The 18,312-nt window shown below is 37.3% G+C and carries 16 protein-coding genes and 1 pseudogene; 6 read left to right on the top strand and 11 right to left on the bottom strand.

All coding sequences use genetic code 11. The features are described 5' to 3' along the window. The 4 genes and pseudogenes from GLP24_RS05195 to GLP24_RS05180 all read left to right on the top strand — a co-directional run. A pseudogene (locus GLP24_RS05195) lies at window positions 1-384 on the top strand (ISNCY family transposase); the annotation flags it as partial. A 356-nt stretch (window positions 385-740) separates the two neighbouring features. Further along, window positions 741-1,535, top strand: coding sequence for a winged helix-turn-helix domain-containing protein (locus GLP24_RS05190; RefSeq protein ID WP_232615637.1), 795 nt, complete (start codon window positions 741-743; stop codon window positions 1,533-1,535). Beyond that, on the top strand, window positions 1,525-1,941 hold the full coding sequence (locus GLP24_RS05185) for a hypothetical protein (protein ID WP_232615636.1): 417 nt from the start codon (window positions 1,525-1,527) through the stop codon (window positions 1,939-1,941). The genes GLP24_RS05190 and GLP24_RS05185 overlap by 11 nt, the downstream gene beginning before the upstream one ends. A gap of 115 nt (window positions 1,942-2,056) precedes the next feature. Continuing rightward, window positions 2,057-2,302, top strand: coding sequence for a hypothetical protein (locus tag GLP24_RS05180; protein WP_101768332.1), 246 nt, complete (start codon window positions 2,057-2,059; stop codon window positions 2,300-2,302). Between the two features lie 34 nt (window positions 2,303-2,336). Here GLP24_RS05180 and GLP24_RS05175 read toward each other — a convergent pair whose 3' ends face one another. The 3 genes from GLP24_RS05175 to matP form a co-directional block, all read right to left on the bottom strand. Beyond that, entirely contained in the window at window positions 2,337-2,738 is a 402-nt protein-coding gene (locus GLP24_RS05175) for a PPC domain-containing DNA-binding protein (RefSeq protein WP_232578936.1), read from the bottom strand. Between the two features lie 67 nt (window positions 2,739-2,805). After that, window positions 2,806-3,111 carry a DUF3634 family protein gene (locus GLP24_RS05170; RefSeq protein ID WP_232578935.1) on the bottom strand — a complete coding sequence of 102 codons (306 nt, stop codon included), beginning with the start codon at window positions 3,109-3,111 and terminating at the stop codon, window positions 2,806-2,808. A gap of 66 nt (window positions 3,112-3,177) precedes the next feature. Then, entirely contained in the window at window positions 3,178-3,639 is a 462-nt protein-coding gene (gene matP, locus GLP24_RS05165) for a macrodomain Ter protein MatP (RefSeq protein WP_101768335.1), read from the bottom strand. Window positions 3,640-3,834: 195 nt separating this feature from the next. Between matP and GLP24_RS05160 the strand changes: the two genes are divergently transcribed. Further along, window positions 3,835-5,550, top strand: coding sequence for an AAA family ATPase (locus GLP24_RS05160; protein WP_101768336.1), 1,716 nt, complete (start codon window positions 3,835-3,837; stop codon window positions 5,548-5,550). Between the two features lie 68 nt (window positions 5,551-5,618). Beyond that, a complete protein-coding gene (fabA, locus tag GLP24_RS05155) occupies window positions 5,619-6,134 on the top strand; it encodes a 3-hydroxyacyl-[acyl-carrier-protein] dehydratase FabA (protein WP_152652664.1) in 516 nt (171 codons plus the stop codon). Window positions 6,135-6,451: 317 nt separating this feature from the next. On the opposite strand, the gene rmf is transcribed toward fabA, so the two are convergent. The 8 genes from rmf to pepN form a co-directional block, all read right to left on the bottom strand. Beyond that, a complete protein-coding gene (gene rmf / locus GLP24_RS05150) occupies window positions 6,452-6,625 on the bottom strand; it encodes a ribosome modulation factor (protein WP_045029021.1) in 174 nt (57 codons plus the stop codon). Window positions 6,626-6,795: 170 nt separating this feature from the next. Then, the gene (locus tag GLP24_RS05145) at window positions 6,796-8,856 is read right to left on the bottom strand and encodes a DUF3466 family protein (RefSeq protein WP_232615635.1); all 2,061 of its coding nucleotides are present in this window, start codon (window positions 8,854-8,856) and stop codon (window positions 6,796-6,798) included. Window positions 8,857-8,867: 11 nt separating this feature from the next. After that, window positions 8,868-10,790, bottom strand: a complete 1,923-nt coding sequence (gene uup, locus GLP24_RS05140) for an ATP-binding cassette ATPase Uup (protein ID WP_101768339.1) — start codon at window positions 10,788-10,790, stop codon at window positions 8,868-8,870. Between the two features lie 6 nt (window positions 10,791-10,796). Beyond that, window positions 10,797-11,051 (bottom strand): glutaredoxin family protein, encoded by a 255-nt coding sequence (locus tag GLP24_RS05135; protein ID WP_232615641.1) that lies wholly within the window; start codon window positions 11,049-11,051, stop codon window positions 10,797-10,799. Window positions 11,052-11,057: 6 nt separating this feature from the next. After that, entirely contained in the window at window positions 11,058-13,196 is a 2,139-nt protein-coding gene (rlmKL, locus tag GLP24_RS05130; RefSeq protein ID WP_101768340.1) for a bifunctional 23S rRNA (guanine(2069)-N(7))-methyltransferase RlmK/23S rRNA (guanine(2445)-N(2))-methyltransferase RlmL, read from the bottom strand. A gap of 443 nt (window positions 13,197-13,639) precedes the next feature. Continuing rightward, on the bottom strand, window positions 13,640-14,650 hold the full coding sequence (pyrD, locus tag GLP24_RS05125) for a quinone-dependent dihydroorotate dehydrogenase (RefSeq protein ID WP_232599764.1): 1,011 nt from the start codon (window positions 14,648-14,650) through the stop codon (window positions 13,640-13,642). A 558-nt stretch (window positions 14,651-15,208) separates the two neighbouring features. Next, entirely contained in the window at window positions 15,209-15,427 is a 219-nt protein-coding gene (locus GLP24_RS05120) for a DUF2835 domain-containing protein (protein WP_101768455.1), read from the bottom strand. 126 nt (window positions 15,428-15,553) lie between these two features. Then, window positions 15,554-18,184: an aminopeptidase N gene (gene pepN, locus GLP24_RS05115; protein WP_232615634.1), complete on the bottom strand. Its 2,631-nt coding sequence runs from the start codon at window positions 18,182-18,184 to the stop codon at window positions 15,554-15,556. Window positions 18,185-18,312: the final 128 nt, after the last annotated feature.

The following is an 18,312-nucleotide window of genomic DNA, read 5'->3' as shown; positions in this document are numbered from 1 at the left end:
AGGCTGCGTATTTTAAATCTCATCCACGAATATTACGCAGACTTCGGACCCACATTGGCACGTGAAAAACTGATTGAACGCCACAGTATTAAGATCGGATTAGAAACTTTACGTCAATGGATGATCGCTGATGGCCTTTGGGTTCCGCATTTCAAACGTAAGCCTTGCATTTATCAACCTCGTTATCGTCGCGATTGTTATGGTGAGTTAATTCAGATAGATGGTTCACATCATGATTGGTTTGAAGGCCGCAGCGACAAATGTTGTTTGTTGGTTTTCATTGATGATGCCACCGGCAAACTGATGAACTTGCGGTTTAGCGAAACAGAATCTGCGTTTGATTACATGGTGACAACGCGCGAATATGTTGAGCAACATGGCAAGATTGAGACTCAATATGGTCATTGAAAATTAGACTTTAACTATTCTATGAATTTAAGATGCTAACTTCCCTACTCTATAATTCATTTTGATCACAATTAATTACTTCAAATAATAAACCTGATTAGTATCATAAATAGGCACATATTTAAAATTAAGATAATAATGTATAGATAACCGTTCAAATAGAATGAACATTACCATGACATTATAGATTTAATACTGGTTATACTTATTTCACAATTGCATATTTAACGGTTTTGTATAAAATACTAAGATACTTTGTCTGTTTAGATATAGTGTGTTTGATGACAATTTAGCTATTGTTTTATAGCTAAAACTGATAGATAAGAATAAAAATGACCGATGAAATAAACGGCGCTTGTAAACGTCTTGGGCGTTTCGATATTGATTTTTCACGTAGAACTATAACGCGAATTAGTGATGGTGCTTTTATTAAAGCCTCTCGATCAGAGACCTTAATTTTCACTCTTCTTGCTGAGTCAGCTAATAATACGATATATAGAGAGGTCTTATTAGCTGAATGTTGGCAAGGAAAAATTGTAACTAACAATTCACTAACGGTCGCAATCAAAAATTTACGCACTGCTTTTGCGAAAATTGGAGAGCATAAAATAATAACAACAGAGCCTAAATTAGGTTATTGCATTCGACAATTAGCACTCATTGATGATGGCTCTCATCCTCCAAAAAATGATGTAATAAAGAGAGGTAATAAAAACACACTAATTTTAAATGAAGAACAACCTATTGGTAATATGGAAAAAAAAGAAAAGATAATCAGTCAAGAATTGAAAAATGTGACTATTAAAAAAACATCCATATTTAATGTTACATTTTTTGACATTATTATTATTATCATTTTTTTCTTTTCTACATTAATGATTTGTTATCGTTTTCTGTTCTTTATTGATACAACCTCTGTTGAGGGGCTTCCTGTGATTTATAATGGTATCGATTTACCTAAACCAGTACAAAATGCAATATTACAGAATGATAATAGCAATATCAGTCAATGGTATGCATTCCCTATAAGTAAAGGATGTAACTACTATCAATTATTTAGTATGAATAATGATCATTTTGTTGATTACTCTTCTACTATTAAACAGGAAATATGTAGTGTTAAATAAAGCGCTTATTGGCATTCTTACTGCTATTGTTTTTTTAATCACACAAGCAATAATTAGCTCTGTTAATACTAAAGCTACATATCAATTTTCAATAAAAAATAACAATATTACACAAAACACATTGCAGTTAACATTGAATGATGGTTACGCATCTATGTTAATTTCAAGGAAATGTAGTAATAACGATTATTCTAGTCGTCTAAATGGTATATTTTTACGCTTCCAAAATCATTATTATATATTTGGAATGGAACATATAGATGAGAACAATGCTCAGTTAATGTTTAGTAATTTTTTTATTGATTCACTACGATCAGGTGATGCTATTTATATATCACACTCTCCTTTTTCTTGCCCCAATAATAAAGTTTCTGAAGTATTGTTAGGCAAAAGAATTGTCAGTTAAAAGGTAAAGATTATAGCTGAGTTGTTTATTAATATCAATAAAGTTATAGTGCGTTAGAATGATGTATTCACGAGCAGCTATCATTTTGATATCATTAATAATAAAAGGGATATATATGGCTATTACAATAAGAGATATTGAACAACATTATTATATGATTGAATCATTAAAATCTTTAACAAAAACAAATGTAACAACAAAAGCATTAATTAAAGGTGGTTATTTAGCCGTTGAAGTAGGTGAACAATTAGAAAAAGAAATCATTCTACGTTTAAACGCAGAAAAAGAACTTGCTGAATTAAAAGGAAAAATCGCTTTTTTTATTCAAAGTAAAGAAGCATTACTTAAATCTATTGGATAATAATTACAGCCCAAGAATGAATCACTTGGGCTTATTAATCACGCTTCAATATAACCAATTCATCAAATCCAGTTTGATGATCATATTCACACTCAAAATTTAAATTATTATATTCAATCATGCAGAGCTCTGCCGTATAAGACACTATACAACCAGAGACTAAATGACCACCATATACCCGCCCTTCTCCATCAGCCACAGATATATGTATATGAACATGCTTAAGCGTCAATGTTCCAGATAGTGATATAATTTCTAATGGCCCATCAAGATGTAATATTTTTTGCTCATTCGCTAATCTGATTTTAGCTTGAGATAAACAACCAACACCTGTTAATAAGGAACCCGATTGTATCTTATTTAATTGAATAAATTCTAATAGTGAATGATGTAAATCATCCCCTTTTAATAATCGTTTTGCGTAAGGCGTTATCATTTTTAACCTTATTTAAATAAAAAACGCTATCTTTAAGAATAACGTTTTTTATTCTTAAATTATATTTTTATGCTCTTTTCCCACTTTTAGATGTAGATATATTATGTGGAAAAACATTTTTAATTCGTTGTTTTACTTTAGCAGGAATTGTATTTGAAAAATCTAATTTTGTAGCAAATCGTGTTTTATATACTTTTACACGCCCAGAAAATGGTGTTTTATGAGCGATTTCTTTGCAAGCCGTTTTAAATCCAGAAGGTACTTGTCCTTTCGTCTTAATAAGCTCACCATTTTTAAACTCTAACACCATTATAGGACGATCTTTAAATACAAGAAAAACGACTACAACCGCTAATAAAAGAACATATTCCATTACACACCTCTCAATAATTAAATTTAACTAAAAAGAAAAGCACTACCGACTTAATCAAAAAGTATATTACTCAAAAGAATCTGAATTAAGTTGCTGAGTGAGATCATTCTTTGAATTTAAAACAGTTTGATTCACTTGTTCGATACGAGAACTTTCACTGATCAAATATTCAATAGTATCTGATAACGTCGAACCCAACTCTTGTGATTTTTCAGCTAATTTTTCCCATACCCGAAAATCCAAATCAATTGATTTCTTTTTCGTATGTGTTTGTTCTGAATTAAAATGTCGCTTACGTTTAGCTCGAATGGCTTGCTTTAGCTTATTTTCTAAACTATTCGCCATATTGTTATTAATCCATTCGATAACCTTAGTTGGTTCATGTTCAATATCCAGTAATATTTTTATTGCTACATCCGCTTCACTTTGATCAATAAAGCTTGTTATTGCTTCTCCTTCTTTCCATTTTTTTACCAAATAAGTCCATTTCCAACCTGCTTCAAGGTTCTCAAGTTGCTGATATTTCATAGGATTAATAAGTCTCGAACTATTTATACTGACAGTTACAGTGTAACTCCTGCGAAGCAAAATAACAATCTCTTCCCTCAATATTAAATAACCTTAATAGTGAAATTTAAATATAGACGATAAGTGTCTATTATGAGTCCTTTGATTGCTTTATACTGCACATCTTTTCACAGTAACAATAGAAATCATAAATTTATGCATGAAGAATCTTGGCGTAACATGTTTCCAGATTACAGCCCGTATCAGCACGTATTAGATCAATATGATGATCTAGAACCTACTCTGGTCGGCATCCTTCAATCTCGCTTGTCCGATGCTATACGCCGCTTCACCGCGATGAATTTACAGCCACGCATTCTACGCATTACGGCTTCCGATAACACGTTATATCGTGATTACATTATTGAATTGCTAAAAAAAAGCATTAACAAATCAAGCAACAATAATGAAAATACCGTAGAACAGCCAATTATCATTGCTGGTGACAACGTCACTCATGAGAAATTATTTGGCGCAGTTTATCCGGCTAAAAATGGTGAGACACAACCCCAGCTTAAATATGGTTTACTTCATCAAGCACATAACGGCTATCTTGTTTTATCTATTACTGCAATTTTAAGCGATCCAAGCTTATGGCCACAGTTAAAGAATGTCTTGATGAATGGTCAGCTTGAGTGGCAACCAATCACTAATAAAAGTCTCTATGAATTACCAGCAACAGAAACAGTTAACGTTAAGCTTATAATTATAGGCGAACGTTATCTCATGGCTGAACTTGATGCTGCAGAGCCAGATTTAAGTGATGGTATGGCTATGTACGGTGAATTTGAGCAAGATCTATTGCTTAATGAAGCGACGATGACTGATTACATCAGTTATATTAAAGGTATTATCCAATACTATAACTTACCCGCACTTGCTGACTCAGACGCAATTCGAGCTCTGTTATTTGCAGGCGCTCGTCACGCAGAAGACCAAACGCGCTTACCATTATGCCCATTGTGGCATCTAAATTTACTCTCAGAAGCCGCTGTAGAATCAGAAGGCCGTCCAATCACTGCTGAGTACATTAAAGCATCATTGAGAGCTAAAGAATATCGCGAATCATATTTACCTGAGCGTGCAATTGCTGATATCCACCATGGTCAAGTATTAATCGCAACTGAAGGTGAAGAAGTTGGTCAGGTTAATGGTTTAACTGTGGTTGAAATGCCTGGACATCCACATGCTTATGGTGAACCCGCACGAATTTCTTGTGTAGTCCATTTTGGCGATGGTGATATTACTGATGTTGAACGAAAAGTTGAACTTGGTGGTAATATTCACGCGAAAGGCATGATGATTATGCAGGCCTTTGTTGCAACAGCACTCGATTTAGATCAAGCGCTTCCCTACTCAGCATCAATTGTCTTTGAACAATCTTATTCAGAAGTCGATGGTGATAGTGCATCGTTAGCTGAACTTTGTGCATTAGTGTCGGCGTTATCATTTCAACCCATTAATCAAGAAATTGCAGTCACAGGTGCCGTTGATCAATTTGGACGTGTACAAGCTGTTGGCGGGATTAATCAAAAGATTGAAGGTTTCTATAAGGTTTGTGTTCATCGCGGCCTTACTGGTAACCAAGGTGTGATTTTACCGCATACTAACCTATCTAGCCTTTGCTTAAACGATGAAGTGATTGAAGCTATTAAAGCAAAACAATTCCATATCTGGGCGGTGAATAATGTTGATGAGGCGATCCCTCGTCTTACAAATAAAGCCTTCCGCAGTGAAAATGAAGATGATGAAACAATCCTCTCTTTAATTGAAGAACGCATCGATTATTTCCACCATGGTGACCTTTCTGATCAGATTGGTATTATGAATCGACTTCGATTAATGATTTCCAACTGGTTGGGCCAGAACTGATCCGAGTTGTTTAGCGTACACGTGTAAGCTAAATTGCTTGCATACTTTTGAAGGAGTAAATGATTCTAATGACACGCCAGAATTCTTATACACACGAAGAACTAGTTGCATGTGGCAAAAGCGAGCTATACGGTCCTGAATTTCCATCATTACCAGTAGACAATATGCTGATGATTGACCGTGTAGTTAATATCTCAGCTGAAGGCGGAGACCACGGCAAAGGGTTTATCCATGCGGAATTAGATATCAACCCTGACCTATGGTTCTTTAACTGCCACTTTATTGGTGATCCCGTAATGCCCGGTTGTCTTGGCTTAGATGCCATGTGGCAGCTTGTTGGTTTCTTCCTTGGCTGGTCTGGTGGCGAAGGTAAAGGCCGTGCACTGGGTGTTGGTGAAGTTAAATTCACAGGTCAAGTTCTACCAACCGCTAAAAAAGTAACTTACGACATTCAATTTAAACGTGTTATTAACCGTAAACTTATTATGGGTGTTGCTGATGGCCGTGTACTTGTAGACGGTAAAGAAATCTATGTTGCTAAAGATCTTAAAGTAGGTTTATTCAAAGATACCGACAACTTTTAATTCGATTAGAAACTAAAACATTAAAGCTCTGAAGTCTTCTTCAGGGCTTTTTTTTACCCATTTTAGGGCAATAAATAATCTTTGATCTCATTTTAAGTCCACCAGCCATCACCTCAAAAAATATAACCACCCACACACTGTGTTTAAACCTAATGCTTGCTAATTTAAAACCACTCAATCAAATACATAAAATAGATAGCTTTTTATTAAGTGGTGATAAACACCATTGCAATAAAATGATGGCAATAATAACTTACGTAATAAAAAGCCCCTTCTCCTAAGGGGCATCAGAAAGGTTAACCATGAGGGAGGTTATCTTATTTATAGAGACCTTGTTGCATTTCCTCTCTTGCGTCTCGCCAACCGCCTAACCAATTCGTACGGGCATCTGTACCATTATATGGACAATCCTCTGTAGAACGGCCATTTAAACCGGCTTGATAACCTCGAGCTTGTGCGCGTTCTAAACGATCCCGCTTTTGTCTCTTCATAGTTCGATCCTCATCCTTATCTGTTTGGTACTTTTTATTACAATAAAGTAATAACGGAGTGTTATAGCTCCCTTTTAAAAATGGTTCAGATTATGAAATTGATCAAGCTTAAAAACAAAACGGGCCCACAAATTGTGAGCCCGTTATGATTAAATAATTTAATTAATAAATTATTTTCTTCTTCTGAAACCAATAAAACCTAACGCTGTCAAAGCTAAAATACCAAGTGAACCACCAGAACGTTTAAGTGGTTGATCTTCATCTTTCGCTCGTGGATGAATATCTGCAGCGGTTGCATTTGCATTTGGTACTAACTTAACAATCACCTGCTGTTCAGTACTATTACAATGTGCCAGTTTACTTAGATTAGCATAACCATCTTGACAATAAGATGCAGTCGCTGCAATTACACCCGCATTATTAATGCCTGTTGCATCGTGAATACGGTATGAATTTGCCAAAGAACCGACACCAGCACTTGGATCGTTAGTTAGATCATCAAGCATCCAAGCTCCACCAGTCTTGAGTGGACCTTGTGCAGTACTATTGATGTAAGTAAAGGCACGATGACGCGCTTCTGCACCATTGCTTGCTTCCACATCAACCCAACCTACAACTTGACCATTATTATTGATCGCAGCTGCATTACTGTTTGAATCTTTAAAGAAAATAGTCGGAGCTAGATCATCAAAGAACTGCGCTTTACTTTGTCCTGCTTTGTAAACAAATGCACGTTGTGGTTTCTCACTATTACCTTTTGCATCACCTACAATCACAGACTTACTATTAACGCCATTTGCAATAGTGTAAGTAAAGTCACGATCATCACCAGGCTTAATATCTAATCCAGGTATTAGAGTGCGTGTCCATGACGTTAAATCAGCCGATTTCGCAGTAAAGTATGCTGCTTGCATCGCATAGTAATCATCTCTAACATCTGCCGTTGAATAACCAACGGCAATGGGCTCACCATTCGTATCTAATGCTACTGCTTGTGCTGATGCTTGGAATGATAGTGAATCATTGTCTTTATCAATAACAGCTAAACCATCACGATTATCACCGCTTCCCGCAGAAATAGCATGAGATGTTACAGTGCCGTCTGTATTCACTAGCCAATATGCAGCTTCGTTTGCAAACGTACTAAATTGACATTCCCATCGACTATAATAAACATCAGGATTAGTAATACATTGTTTTAATTTACCAAAATCTAATCCACCAGCTGCAATACCAATATCATCAGTATCTGGTAATTTATCATCATCACGACCATCAAAATAAAAACTTGGTGCGTATGATGATGAACCAACAACTAACAAATCTCCATTAGTCAGAACTACAGCACCATTAGCTTCTGTTTGACCCATGTTATTAACAAAATCAGAGCCTTTAGAAACTGGAGGTAATTCTACTTTCTTAGATACTGTATTAACAAAGCCACGCTTTTCAAATGCGCGAGGCATATTGCCATCTGTATTTTTAAATAATGCAGATGTTGTTGTACCATAAACATAATCACCAACAATACCATTAGCAACAGCATCTGTGGTTGGATGATCAATAATTGTACCTAGTTTATCTTTTTTACTACCCGAGTAATTATCTTTACCTAAATCAGCAAAAGATGTTATATGCTTTCCATCATCAAGTGCAAACGAATTGGAATAATAATCATTTTTCCATGCTGCTTGTTTTTTCTGCAAGCCACCAACGCCTTCATTTGACATTGATGCATTTGGATTATAATTGTCACCAAAATATTGCATACCAGCCCAAGACATATAGCCTTCTTGAACATTTGAACAGTAACCTATATTAAGATTAGCGTCACAATATTGCTCTAATTCAGAAAAATCATTAACATGTTGATCGTTCTGATTATAAGCTACCGTATCATTAATTGGCGTACCCTGAGTACCACGACGAGCAGCACCTGTAACACCATAATTTTTAAGAACTACAGTCTGTCCATTTACAACTTCTACACACTTATCTATAAAACAATTTTCACCATCAACAGAAGCTTTAATTCCTGTTGAAAATACAGAAATAGGTATTTCATTAGCATTTGCCTGCGCTTCAGAAAAATAATCTAAATCTTTAATTACTTTACTGATGTTTTTATTACCATTATCAACAGGTACAACCGTATATACAGCAGCACTCGCTTGTGAGGCCCCTGCAATTAAAATAGCAAGTGTAGAAAGCTTTAACATCTTATGTGGCATTAGGATTCCTTTTACATCGCGTCCAGCTCTTCCCATCGTTCAAATGCAACTTCAAATTCGGCTTCAAGCTTCGTTAAAGCTGTTAGCGTCGCTTGGGTATCATTCTTCGGATCCGAGAAGAACGCAGGATCATTAACGAGTACCTGCAATTTTGCGATTTCATTTTCTAAGTCTTCAATTTTTTTCGGTAAAGCAGCTAACTCATGTTGAAGTGTAAAAGATAGCTTCTTACCTACGCGTTTTGGTGTTTCTTGTTGCTGCTTTTGTTCTTGTTCTGCTTTTTTCTTTTTTGCTAATTCAATTTGAGCGGCCTGCTCTTTCGCTTGATTAGCATAAGAATTCGCACGCTGAGATTGGGCATCATGGTAACCGCCAACGTATTCGTTAACAACACCATCACCTTCAAAAATCCAGCTTGTAGTCACAGTATTATCAACAAATTGACGATCGTGACTTACTAAAAGCAATGTCCCTTGATAATTGGCAAGAATATCTTCCAAAAGTTCCAATGTTTCGATATCTAGATCGTTTGTTGGTTCATCGAGAACCAACAAGTTATTAGGCTTAAGGAACAATTTCGCCAGTAGTAAACGGTTTTTCTCACCACCAGATAGTGCTTTAACCGGTGTACGAGCACGACGTGGGTGGAATAAGAAATCTTGTAGGTAACCTAACGCATGGCGAGTTTTACCATTAATGGTTACTTCTTGCTTACCATCAGCAAGGTTATCGATTACTGTTTTTTCTGGATCTAGAATTTCACGATATTGGTCAAAGTAAGCAACTTCTAATTTAGTACCACAATGGAAATCACCACCGGTAACTTGCAGTTGATCAAGCATGACCTTGATTAGCGTACTCTTACCACAACCATTCGCGCCAATTAATGCAATACGATCGCCACGCATTACGTTAAAGCTAAAATCATTAACGATTGGCTTATCACCGTAACTATAACTGATATTTTTCGCTTCAAAGACAATCTTACCTGAACGGTTCGCATCTTGTAGCTGCATATCAGCTTTACCAACAACGTCACGACGATCGCTACGTTCGTTACGTAATGCTTTCAGTGCACGAACACGGCCTTCGTTACGCGTACGACGAGCTTTAACACCTTGACGGATCCACACTTCTTCTTGTGCGAGCTTCTTATCAAATAATGAATTTTGTTCAGCTTGAACACGTAGCATCTCTTCTTTGCCATCAAGGTAACCTTCATAGTCACCAGGGAAAGACGTTAATTGGCCACGATCAAGGTCGACAATGCGTGTTGCCATTGAACGGATGAATGCACGGTCGTGAGAAATAAAGATAATTGAACCACGGAAGTCTTTTAGGAAACCTTCTAGCCATTCAATAGTTGTTACATCAAGGTGGTTCGTTGGCTCATCCAATAATAGGATGTCTGGATTACACACTAAAGCACGAGCAAGTGCGGCTTTACGCTGCCAACCACCAGAGAGATCTGTTAATAATACAGTTGGTTCAAGTTTTAAACTTTCTAACACTGCGGCAATACGTGTATCAAGCTGCCAACCATTATGATGGTCTACTTGTTCTTGAATACGCGCTAGCTTATTAATATTTGCTTCACTTGGATCTTCTGTCACTAAATCTAACTGATGATGGTATTCACGTAATACACGACCAGCATCAGCAAGACCTTCAGCAACATAATCAAATACTGAGCCTTCAGCATTACGTGGTGGATCTTGTTCTAAACGTGAAACCACCAGCTCATTTTGACGTTGAACGGTACCGTCATCAAGTAATACTTCACCAGCAATTACTTTCATTAACGTTGATTTACCTGCGCCATTACGACCCACTAAACATACACGTTCATGTGAATGAAGAAGAAATTCTGCTTTATCAAGTAATGCATGATCGCCGTAGGCTAGTTGAGCGTTACTGATTTTAATTAGTGCCATCTTATTTTAACCAAGCTTATAAGTAATTAACCATGCTGCTAACCTATTTCGGTCAAATGGCCAATGACGTTCTGGCGCCGAAATAGTGTGAACATCATGATTTAGAATTGAGAGTACGGGGATAGTTATACCGTAACGAGAAAATAAAGCATCGTCAAACGCAATATCAACGATGCTTACTTGATACTGCACACCCACCTCCACCAGCAAACCATAAGCTTGCTCGCAGAGATGACGTCCTTGTGTGCTATAAAGTGTGATTTACACTTAGTCTTCCTTGTGGGTAATAATCCAACAGTTATGAATTTGCTTATTTTTAGCGAAATCAATTGGTAAGGTCTTGTCTGAAATATTCTTCGCTTGTAGGCCAAGTTCAGTCAGTTTTTCAAGATCCATCTTGAAGTGACGCTTGTTGTTAGAAAATATAATTTGTCCTTCTGGACGCAACATACGTTTTAGATTTTCCATCAACATGATGTGATCACGTTCAATGTCAAACGTCTGCTTCATACGCTTAGAGTTTGAGAACGTTGGTGGATCGATAAAGATCAGATCAAACGTATCATCAACTTCTTGTAACCATTGCAGACAGTCAGCTTGAACAAACTCATGTTGATCACCTACTTGGTTATTAAGCTCCATGTTCTCTTGAGCCCAACGCAAGTAAGTATTCGACATATCAACTGTTGTTGTTGATTTAGCGCCACCTACTGCTGCATGAACCGTTGCAGAGCCCGTGTAAGCAAACAAGTTAAGGAAATCTTTACCTGTTGCCATTTGACTAATCATACGACGCGTAATACGGTGATCTAAGAATAGACCTGTATCAAGGTAGTCATAAAGATTCACTTTAAACTTAATGCCGTATTCATCCACTGTCATGTGACGTTCTGCACTTGATAGCTTTTGGTATTGATTACGCCCTTTTTGACGCTCACGTACTTTTAAAATAACTTTATTTGGCTCAACGCCGGTTACTTCAATCGTGGCACGTAATACATCCATAATACGGCGACGAGCGGTTTCTTCAGAAACCGTCTTTGGTGCTGCGTATTCTTGAATGATAAGGTAATCATTGTATTTATCGATAGCAGCATTGTAGTTAGGTAGATCCGCATCATAAATACGGTAACAATCAATGCCTTCACGCTTAGCCCATTTACCTAACTTAGCGATATTTTTCTTTAAGCGGTTAGCAAAATCAGGAGCTACGTCTTCTTGAACGATAACGCCTTCTTCTTCACCTTCTTCTTTCTTAACACTACCAGCAGTAATTAAGTATGTTTTAAGTACACAATCAAGGGCACCATTACTTAATTTAAATTGTTTATCTGCACGCATACGCATACAACTTAACAATTCATTCGAGCCAGAATAGATAGCCGCAACTGAGCCTTCAAAAGCAAGTTTTAAACGGTTACCAAACTCTTTGTACAATGAGATAAGTTCAGATGTTGTTCCTAAACGCTCACCATAAGGAGGGTTACAAAGAATGATGCCTGTTTCAAATCCTTCAGGACGAATCAGTTGTGTTGCATCACCGTAGGCAAAATCAATCAAACCTTTCACGCCAGCACGACCCGCATTATCACGAGCAATCGCTAATACACGTTGATCCATTTCACGACCAAAGAATTTTGTCGTTACTTTTGAAGGACCACGACGCGCTTTCACTGTCGCTTCAGCATGAATCTCTAACCATGCTTCTTTGTCAAAGTCTTTAATTGACTCAAAGCCCCAACGCTTACGTTTAAGGCCAGGTGCAATATCAGCGGCTATCATTGCAGCTTCAATGACTAACGTACCAGAACCACACATTGGATCTAACAATGCAGTTTCTGGTGTCCAGCCACTTTTCATCACTAATGCAGCAGCATGTGTTTCACGTAATGGCGCACGACCGGCTTCACTACGGTAACCACGTTGGTGTAAACCGCTACCTGCCATATCTAGGCCAAGAATACCTTTCTCACCAGAAAGACGCATATGAATACGTAGATCTGGATTTTCACGATCGATATTTGGGCGACGAAGATCAGCTTTAGTAAAGCGGTCAACAATCGCATCTTTGATTTTCATTGCGCCGTATTGGCTATTACGGATTTCACGGTTAGTACCATTGAAATCAACCACAATACGGGTATTGCTATCAAAGTGGCTCATCCAATTAATTGCCGTTGCACCTAAGTATAAGTCCATATCGTCACGGACATTAAACTCACTCAACACTTGGATGATTCGAGATGAAATACGTGTCCATAGACAGCAACGATAAGCCATTGCTTGATCGGCTTTAAAACGGACACCGGCATGCACAACTTGAATCTCTTGTGCACCTAATTGTTCTAGTTCATCCGCAAGCAAGTTTTCTAGGCCGCGGGAAGTAATTGCTAAATATTGATTCATGGCGTTCTTTTCACACTAATATTGCGTCGAATTATAACTGAAATCACATTAAATACCTCGTTTTTACCACAATCAATTTGTTAATTAGCAGAAAAAGGCAGCCTTTGATTCCTTATGAACATTCTATCTTTGTTATTTGAACACAAATACAGCGTAAATATTTGCAACTAAAACGTCACTATCCAAAATATCATCACTATTCTCATAAGGAAAAAACAGACTCAAATCAGGTATTTATTAGATACAAATTGCTATAAAAACAATGAACCACTTGATGACATAACATTCAATTAATTTTAATACTTAAAGCCACCAGCACTATTGAGATCAGATGTTAATCAAAAAATTGATGGCTATTAATTTGCAGATATAAAAAAACCAAATTGAACATCACATTCAATTTGGCTAAATAGATAATAGTCTTATTACATCATACGGTTATATTAAAGACCGTTAACAATGTCTTTAACTAAACGTGGACCGTGATAAATAAAGCCCGTATAGACTTGAACCAATTGCGCACCCGCTTGAATTTTTTCACGCGCAGATACTGCAGAATCAATACCACCAACACCAATAATCGGTAATGCACCATTAAGGGCAATCGCCATTTTACGAATAACGTCAGTACTCTTATTTTGTAATGGACGACCACTTAAGCCTCCCATTTCATCACAATGATCCATGCCTTCAACCAAGGTACGATCTAATGTGGTATTCGTACCAATAACACCATCAATATTATGACTAATAAGAGATTCACAAATCTGAACAATTTCATCATCATCAAGATCGGGGGCAATCTTAAGTGCTAATGGAACATACTTACCATGTAATTCAGCAAGCTCGATTTGTTTTTGTTTTAGCTGTGCTAATAAATCATCTAATGCTTCGCCGTATTGTAGCGAACGTAATCCCGGTGTGTTTGGTGAAGAAATGTTAACCGCAATATAGCCAGCGTACTGATAGACCTTTTCCATACAGATTAAATAGTCTTCAGCGCCCTTTTCAATAGGTGTGTCTTTATTTTTACCGATGTTAATACCAATAACACCGTCATAAGTCGATTTCTTGACATTCTCAACAAGTTTATCGACACCTAAATTATTAAAACCAAAACGGTTAATAATACCTTCAGCAGGAATTAAACGAAATAAACGCGGTTTATCATTACCCAACTGAGGACGTGGTGTCACAGTACCAACTTCAATAAAACCAAACCCCATAGCGCCAAATGCATCAATACATTCGCCATTCTTATCTAGGCCAGCGGCTAGACCAACAGGATTTTTAAACGTAATACCCATAACTTCAACAGGACGTTCAGGAACATGTTGACGATAGAAGAAATCAAGAGGAGTGCCAGTAAAGCGAGAAAAGTTTTGAATAGCGAGGTCGTGTGCTTTTTCTGCATCCAGCTGGAAAATAGCGGATCGTGCGATGCGATATAACATTATAACTCCATTAAAAATCCCGTGTAAACGGGGTGGTATTATTCACAGTTACAAGGCTAAATACAATCCCTATTTGTTTGATTATCATCAATAAAACATAGGCTTATATTTTATATCAACATTTACAATGAGTTATAAGTAGAGTTTATTTCAAATAATAATAACAAAAAGCAAACGTTTTCGTACAGATCAGAAAAGCAACTCATTTAAGAACATTAGCCTTACATAATAGTTACCTATTAATACATTCCATTTACGATAAACATAAAACCCAATGCTTTTAACCCGCAACATTAAAAGATGTAGACAAAATATTGAGTAAACAGGGGGTATATTACTGCTATAGCTATTATTTTAAAGCCGCTATTCTCATTAATAACTGCGAACGTGTCCTCTCTTACATTTTAATTTTGACTTTATTTATTCATACAAAATCACAACAATATCAATAATGATGGCATTCTATGGATGACATACAGTGACAGCGTCGCTAAATAGCATGCAATATCATTACCTAGGCCATTTTTAATAACCTATAAAATAAAGCCAAAATAAGCATTAAAGGCGTTCAATTGTCTCAAATTTATTATCAGTATTAACCATGACACGGAATTTTCCTGTAATACCAGCATGGGTTAGAAAACCTCGTAGTCTTATTGCAGGAAGTTGAAGCTTTAAGCCAGTATCAGTTACAACCACCACATTACTGGCAGCACCCGCATAGTGTTGCAAAAAAAGAGTGTAACTAATATTAATAGTAAACGTAAAACTGCGCATCGCTAATCCCCCCATTCGTTGTTATATAAAATCTTTAAAACAATAAGATAAGATAAAATAAAAGCCAGTGACTATTATCAATCAGTCACTGGCTTTCGCTTACAATCATGTTAAAACATCAATCACTTATTTTTGAACAAGTGTTTTTTGTACTTTTTCAAACAAATCTTTAGCCAAATTATCCATCTCGGCTAACTTTTCAAGTTGCTCACGCATCAGTTGTTGACGGTTAGCATCGTATTGGCGAAGTTTAAGTAAAGGCTCAATCAAACGTGCCGCTACTTGTGGATTACTGGTGTTTAGAATCGTTAATATTTCAGTTAAAAATGCATAACCAGAACCGTCTTTTGCATGGAAATGTACCGGGTTATTAGCACTGAAACCCGCCACTAAGCTACGAGTACGGTTAGGGTTTTTCAGGCTAAATGTTGGATGGTTCATAGTCTGGCGCACATTTGCTAATGCATCAGCCGCAGGATTGGTGCCTTGCAGCATAAACCACTTATCCATCACTAAACCATCATGGCTCCACTTATCGCTAAAATCAGCCATTTGTTCTGCACGACAAGCAAGTTGGGCATTATTAGCAGCCGACATTGCAGCCATCGTATCTGTCATGTTGTCAGCCGCTTTATATTGCGCAGCAACTAATGCATTACCTTGCGCTGTATATGCTAGGTATGACAAACATTTATTACGCAGTGCGCGTTGTGCCATTGCCGCATGATCTAAGCTATAGCTACCTTGCGTTAAGCTATGATAAATAGCACTAAACTCATCTTCCATTTCAGAAGCAAGTAATTGGGTAAATGCACCTACAACTTGATTAATCGCATCAACATCAACCGTAGTATACCAACCAGCAATTTCATTCTCACTCGGCAGCGTTAGCATTTCGGCAATGAAAGCGGGATCAAGGTTTTCGTCCAGTAATGCGCCACGGAACGCATCAATCACAGCGTCAGGTAACGTTACACTGTGACCTTGTTGTACTTGCTCAACATTTTGGCGAATATATTTAGCCAATAGCATTTGTCCCGCATCCCAACGAGCAAATTCATTTGATGCATTAACCATTAAGAAAATTAACTCATCGTCTGTGTAGTTATATTCTAAAATAACAGGCGCAGAGAATTCACGTAGCATTGAGATAACAGGCAGTTCTTCAACATTATCAAATACAAATGTTTGCTCGGCTTCTTTTACATCAAGTACGTTATGTACTGTTTCGCCATTGATTTGTAAGGCAATCACTTCACCTTTGCTATTGTATAGTTCAATATCAAACGGAATATGCAGTGGCTGCTTTTTAACTTGCTCGGCTGTTGGTAGCGTTTGCTGCTTAATAGTGACAGCGTAACTCTTCGCTGATGCATCATAAGCGGTTGATACACTAACAACAGGTGTACCGGCTTGACTGTACCAACGACGGAAACGGTTTAAATCAATCCCAGAAGCATCTTCCATTGCTTGTGCGAAATCATCACAGGTTGCTGCTGTACCATCATGACGATCAAAGTATAGCTTCATGCCTGCTTGGAAATTTGCTTCACCCAATAAGGTATGCAGCATACGGATCACTTCACTGCCCTTTTCATACACGGTTAATGTATAGAAGTTATTCATCTGAATGACTTTTTCAGGACGAATCGGATGTGACATTGGGCCACGATCTTCAGCAAATTGAGGGCCACGTACAATACGTACATTGGCAATACGGTTAACAGGTCGAGAGCCTAAATCTGAAGAAAACTCTTGATCACGGAAAACCGTTAAGCCTTCTTTTAAGCTTAATTGGAACCAATCACGACAAGTAACACGATTTCCTGTCCAATTGTGGAAATATTCATGACCGATAACCGCTTCAATGCCTTGATAATCAGTATCTGTTGCCGTGTTTGGATTTGCTAATACAAACTTAGAGTTAAAGACATTCAGACCTTTATTCTCCATCGCACCCATATTGAAGAAATCAACGGCTACAATCATGTAGATATCAAGATCGTATTCAAGACCGAAACGCTCTTCATCCCACTTCATTGAGTTCTTTAATGATGCCATTGCATAATCAGCACGATCAAGGTTGCCCTTATCGACAAAAATCTCTAACGCAACATCACGTCCACTCATGGTAGTGAATGTGTCACGCAATACATCAAAATCACCCGCAACAAGTGCAAATAAGTAAGATGGTTTTGGGAATGGGTCTTGCCATTGAACCCAATGGCGACCGTTATCAAGCTCACCTTCTGCAATGCGATTACCATTACTTAGCATGTATGGGAAAGCGGCTTTGTCTGCAATAATTTTGGTAGTAAAACGCGCCAAAACATCTGGGCGATCTAAATAGAACGTAATGCGGCGGAAACCTTCTGCCTCACACTGTGTACAGAAACCACCACCTGACTTATATAAACCTTCAAGTAAAGTATTCGCTTCAGGATTAATTTCAGTCGTGATTGCTAATTCAAAATCAGCAGGAAGGTTTGCCAACGTTAAATGACCTGACTGCTGGTGGTAATCTGACCACGCTTGGCCATTCACACTCACACTGATCAATATTAAATCATCACCATCTAACACTAATTCAGCATTTGTTTGATCACTAATTCGTACAACATGACTAACGGCAACAACTGTTGTTTTGGTATCATGAAGGTCAAATGTCAGATCGATATCCGTAATGGTGTAATCAGGCGAGCGATAGTCTGAACGATATTTTGCTGCAGGTTGAGTCACAGTAGAATGTTCTGTCATTATTTTTATATCCTTGATGATTGCTCAAATGCTGCATGCACGAGCTACCGATTAATGTTGATTGCTATTTAATAATATTGTGTCACCAATAACACTTTTCAAGCTTGAATGAATAGACAACATTTATT

This window comes from Photobacterium carnosum, from assembly GCF_021236965.1.
Classification (GTDB): Bacteria; Pseudomonadota; Gammaproteobacteria; order Enterobacterales; family Vibrionaceae; genus Photobacterium; species Photobacterium carnosum.
This window is presented reverse-complemented; position numbering and strand designations above follow the sequence as displayed.